This window comes from Chryseobacterium sp. 2987, assembly GCF_031456375.1.
In the GTDB taxonomy this organism is placed as follows: Bacteria; Bacteroidota; Bacteroidia; order Flavobacteriales; family Weeksellaceae; genus Chryseobacterium; species Chryseobacterium vaccae.
Genome location: NZ_JAVDUN010000020.1, coordinates 1 through 4,354, shown reverse-complemented (window position 1 = coordinate 4,354; position 4,354 = coordinate 1). Strand labels below are relative to the sequence as shown.

At 34.1% G+C, this 4,354-nt stretch carries 2 protein-coding genes and 1 pseudogene; all 3 read left to right on the top strand.

Annotation, left to right across the window (positions count from 1 at the left end; translation table 11 throughout):
- Positions 1-188: pseudogene (locus tag J2Y40_RS23900) on the top strand (T9SS C-terminal target domain-containing protein); the annotation flags it as partial.
- Between the two features lie 172 nt (positions 189-360).
- Positions 361-534: a T9SS type A sorting domain-containing protein gene (locus J2Y40_RS23895; RefSeq protein ID WP_310001797.1), complete on the top strand. Its 174-nt coding sequence runs from the start codon at positions 361-363 to the stop codon at positions 532-534.
- Positions 531-4,235, top strand: coding sequence for a DUF5977 domain-containing protein (locus J2Y40_RS23890; RefSeq protein ID WP_153394831.1), 3,705 nt, complete (start codon positions 531-533; stop codon positions 4,233-4,235). The genes J2Y40_RS23895 and J2Y40_RS23890 overlap by 4 nt, the downstream gene beginning before the upstream one ends.
- The last annotated feature ends 119 nt before the right edge of the window (positions 4,236-4,354 follow it).

The following is a 4,354-nucleotide window of genomic DNA, read 5'->3' as shown; positions in this document are numbered from 1 at the left end:
ATTCAGCGGATGATAAAACTTCCAAAGGAATATTACTTGGCGGTTACACCCAGGCAGAAGGCAGAATAGAAAAAGATGATGAAACGTTCTGGATGTTGTATCTGGATCAGGAGGGCAACGAGCAGTGGAGAAAACACATTACCGGAGAGAATAGAAAGAAAGAAAGAAGAAAGACTTTCGGATATTAAACTCAACAGAGATGGTTCTATCATTCTTGCCGGCACTAGTGCAGAGGAACTCGGAAAAGAGAACTGGAAGATAGTGAAACTGGGCGACAGTCAGCTGGATAAGCTCATCGAAAAACAGGACATCAAAATTTATCCGAATCCGGTCTCCGATTATGCTTACATAGAAATAGGTATGCAATTCCAAAATGCAGATATTTTGGTGTATGACATGGGTGGAAGACAGCTTCAGACGGTGAAAACTAAGAATAAAGTGACTAAGATTAATACCCAGCCACTGGTTCAAGGGGCTTACTTGGTGGTGATCAAGACGGATACGAATAAAATAGCGAAACTGATAAAGAAATGAAAAAAGTAACCATTTTAATTGCAACTTTATATACTATTGCTGGATATGCTCAGGCTAATTCCCCTATCATACAAAATGCTGTCAATAATACTGCTGCTCAATCCCCTAATGCAGCAGCTTTATTCAGATATTCAGAAATTCCAGTTTCATTATATACAGGAGTTCCCGACATTAATATTCCACTTTATACAATAAAAGAGGGCGATATAGAGATTCCTATATCAATCTCTTATCATGCAGGAGGAATAAAAGTAAATGATGAAGCTTCATCCGTGGGGCTTGGATGGTCATTAAATGCCGGAGGAAGGGTATCTCAAGTTATCACAGGAAATAATGATTTTAATTCATACGGATATTATTATATTTATCCTAAAAGTGCCACTGGCTATATAGGATCAATATCCGGATGTCCAACTCCTCCTTGGAATAATAGTACTGCGGTACGATCTTTTTACTCTAACAATTTTCGATTAATAACAGATCCTAATTATAACACACTCTATACTGAATATGATTTTCAACCTGATTTATTTTTAATTAATCTTCCAAATAAGACATATAAAGCTTATTTGGATATGACAAAAACTACTCAAACCGACTATCCCAAATTTGCTATAGCAGAACAACCTAATATTGATTTTAAGTTAATCCCAATTTCAGGAGGTTATGCACCCAGTTCTAATGGAAATAATAAATTTAGTGTTATTGATGAAGCTGGTTTAAACTATTCTTTTGATAGTGTTCAAGAGATTACAACACCATTGATTGGAACGTATATTACTGGAGCCTCTCAATATTTATCTAAAATTGAAGATACTAAAGGTCGGAAAATCAACTTTTATTATACAGAGAAAATGTATGCTGATAGATTGGCAGGATGTAGAACAACAAGGTATAATTATACTTATCCACCTAATGACCCAAACAATCCTCATTTTACAAACACTTCTCCAGGTTTGACACAATGTAATAAACAAACAGTTGGTGAAAGCTTTATAAAAAAAATAGAATTTTCGAATGGATGGATTGAATTCAGTTGGGAAGATAGAGAAGATGTTAATAAATCGAAAAAATTATCTTCAATCAAAATTTATAATAATTATAGATTAGTAAAACAGTATGATTTTAATTATGATTATTTTATTTCAAACGACAATCTTGATACAAACTCATTAGCAAGCTGGCTTGAAGCATCAAATAATAAAATATTTACACATAGGCTCCGATTACTTGGGTTAACAGAGTCTTTAACTAATGAAAAATATACCTTCGACTATAATTCAACATATAATTTGCCTAATAAGATAAGCTTTTCTTCTGATTTTTGGGGGTATTATAATGGGCAGAATAATAGTGATAGTTATATACCAGATCCTGATAAATATATAAAGGGGCAAAACCCTTTTATAGTTAATTCGTTCAATCAAGATCAATCAGGATATTGGTATAATGCTAGTGCTTATTCTTCGTTTCCTGAACCAGATATGCGTCATATTAACTTTACAGTGGATGGAAAACATTATTTAGCTGATAGAAGAGCCTCTGTACATGCACTTGCAGGTATTTTAACAAAAATCAATTATCCGACCGGAGGAAAAACAGAGTTTGAGTATGAACTTAATACTTTTTCAAATTATCCTATACAATCTCTTTTGGATAACCAGGCTACGGGTACAACACGTGATTACAGTTATGGAGGTGGGATAAGAATTAAAAATATCATAACTACAGATAGCCCAGGAGTGCCCCCTTTAATTAAAAATTATATTTATGATGAATTGAACAGTAATGGGACAAAATTTGTTTCTAATGGTAATTTATCCGAATTTCCTAAATTTTATGAAATAGAAAATAGATGCTACATTGTCAAGGGAGGGTCTACTAGACAAATTCTCTCCAATACAAGTTGCCCAGATATTTATACTCCAAATGTAGGCTCTCCTGATCACCCATTTAAACTTTCTGTCTATGAAGGAGGGCAATCTCAAGGATTATCTACATTGCCTCAGGGAGGGCTTGTCGGATATTCGAAAGTAACTGAACAAATTATAGGGAAAGGAAAAACGGAAAGTTTTTTTACTAATAATTATAATTCTAGTTGTTTAAGTATGATTCCAAGAGGATTATCATTAAATATAGGTAATGGAAATAAAATTAATGAACGATATTACGATAATAATTCTTTAATAAAAGAAGTAATATATAATTATAGATTCAATTATCCGGATCAGCTGAATACTTATTTCATTTCTGGAGCTGTATTGGAGCCTGTAACTAAATTTACACCTGAATTTAGTGGGGCACAAGATAATTATCCTTCATTTGGAGGACTTATACATAGTTATTCAATAAATCTTTATAAATCTTTATTAGAATCCACAACTACAAAAGAATATTTTCCTGCAGGATCAGGCACTTTCACAGAAACAAAAACTTTCAATACTTATAATAATAAATATTTGCCAAGTACTCAAAAGACGGTTTATCCTGATACCTCAATAAGCGAAATAGCTTACAACTATGCTCAGGAGAAAGGAAATCAACTGATGATTAGTAAGAATATGGTGGGGATTCCATTAGAGACTATTACGACAAAGAGTCTTAATGGAATTACGAAAACAACTTCCAAACTAGAGACTATTTATACCTTCTCATTACCAGATTCTCAAACAGGAAATTTTGTTCTGCCAAAATCCATTATTTCCTATGATTTAGCAAACAGTAATAACTCTGAAACGGAAATAACTATGGATAAATATGATTCTGGTAATCTTGTACAATACACAAACAAAGCCGGCATATCCGTTTCAGTTATTTGGGGCTATAAGGGCAGATTACCAATTGCAAGGATCGAAGGTGCAAAATATAGCGATGTAGCTCCATACGTCATTGATATTATATCAAAATCTAATGATGATGCCTTAAATCCCAGTAAGGAAAACGCTTTATTAACAGCACTGGATAATCTGAGAAAAAATGCTAATCTAGCTAATTATCAAATCACAACATATAGTTATGACCCTCTGATTGGTGTAACCAGTATTACTCCTCCATCTGGAGTAAGGGAGTATTATAAATATGATGTAACTAATAGGCTGGAGAAAATTGTTGATGTAAATAATAAGATATTGAAAGAGTTTAAATACAAATATGGTAGTAACCCAGCTGTCATCTATACCAATTCCGAAAAAAGCAAAATATTTACTAGGGCGACGTGTACGGGGAATACGGTAGGAGGCTCTTATACTTATGCTGTTCCAGGTGGCGTATATACATCTAATATAAGTCAATTAGCAGCTGATCAAAAAGCACTGGACGATATTAATGCAAATGGCCAAAATATGGCAGATCAAAATGGACCATGTATGCCTATAATACCTTGTAGTTTCACGTTCTCACCCACTTTAGGCAGTCCGCAATACAGCTATAATGCTACAACAACAGTGAATGGAACAGTAAGATTTTATCTTTCGTTCTCAGGATATGGTATTTGGCAGAATTGGTCTGGAGGTATAAATATTGGAAAGGTAGGACCGGCTTGCGCTCCTTCAGTTGATCGAATAATTATGTATAACGAAGGTGGTCGACAATGGCGAATTTATATTGATACTTCCGGAAATTGTACAGCAAGTCTGATTTCAGGCACGGTTGATCCGTCTTCACAGAGTCCATTAAATTTTAATTTCCAATATCAAAAATAAACACAAACATGAAAAAATACATCATCCCGATAGGTACCCTGCTGCTCTCAGGTATAGCCCAGGCTCAGCTTACCGATACAGAAAATTACGTCCAGTCCAAGACCTACCTTGATTATAAC

Bases quoted from the DNA above. Each gene is read 5' to 3' on its own strand.
- J2Y40_RS23890 (WP_153394831.1), top strand. From the start codon at position 531: ATGAAAAAAGTAACCATTTTAATTGCAACTTTATATACTATTGCTGGA.
- J2Y40_RS23895 (WP_310001797.1), top strand. From the start codon at position 361: ATGCAATTCCAAAATGCAGATATTTTGGTGTATGACATGGGTGGAAGA.